General features: G+C 64.1%; 1 protein-coding gene. It reads left to right on the top strand.

What is annotated here, in order from left to right; genetic code table 11:
- Positions 1-210: 210 nt before the first annotated feature.
- The coding region (locus G3I17_RS39210; RefSeq protein ID WP_164604502.1) for a helix-turn-helix domain-containing protein at positions 211-697 on the top strand (487 nt) is incomplete at its 3' end.

The following is a 697-nucleotide window of genomic DNA, read 5'->3' as shown; positions in this document are numbered from 1 at the left end:
AACGAGTCCTGGGTCGGGCCGGACAGCGTCGAGGCACCCACGGCGGTGGCGGCCAGGGCCAGCAGCCATCCGGCGATGACGACGATGCGGTGACCGAAGCACCACCGACCGATCTTGTACAGCAGCCAGGCCACGAGTACCCCCTTCCCTCCGTGAGGCACCCTGCCTCGATGGGAGAGTATCCCATCTTTGGAGAGTAACTTGTTACGGGTGTTCATCCCGTTCCGTTACAATCTCCTCATGGGGCTTCGTGAGCGCAATGCGGTGAGAACACGGCAGGTCATCTTCGCCGCGGCGATGGAGTTGTTCGTGGAGCACGGCTATGAGGAAACGACCATGGAGGAGATCGCGCAGCACGCCGATATCGGTTCGTCGACCCTGTATCGCTACTTCCTGAACAAGGAATCCATCGCCATGGAACCCCTCGGCGCTCCGGGCGTGATGGCGGCAGCGGCGGCCCGACGCCCGGCGGACGAGGACGTCGCCCTAGTGGTCGGCAACGCGATCATGGCCCTGCTCGAGCACCAGGCCAAGGCGAGCCTCGAGGTCCATCCCCGGCTCAAGGACATTCTCACCGAGAATCCGAAACCGTTCGCGCTCGTGCTCGAGTGGTACCGAGACGAGGAACGCCTGCTGGAGCAGGCCCTCCTCAAACGAACCGGCGCCGCTCCCGACGACCTGCACATCGCGTTCACCG

Origin of the sequence: Streptomyces sp. SID13031 (assembly GCF_010548305.1) — a bacterium.
GTDB lineage: Bacteria > Actinomycetota > Actinomycetes > Propionibacteriales > Kribbellaceae > Kribbella.
This window is presented reverse-complemented; position numbering and strand designations above follow the sequence as displayed.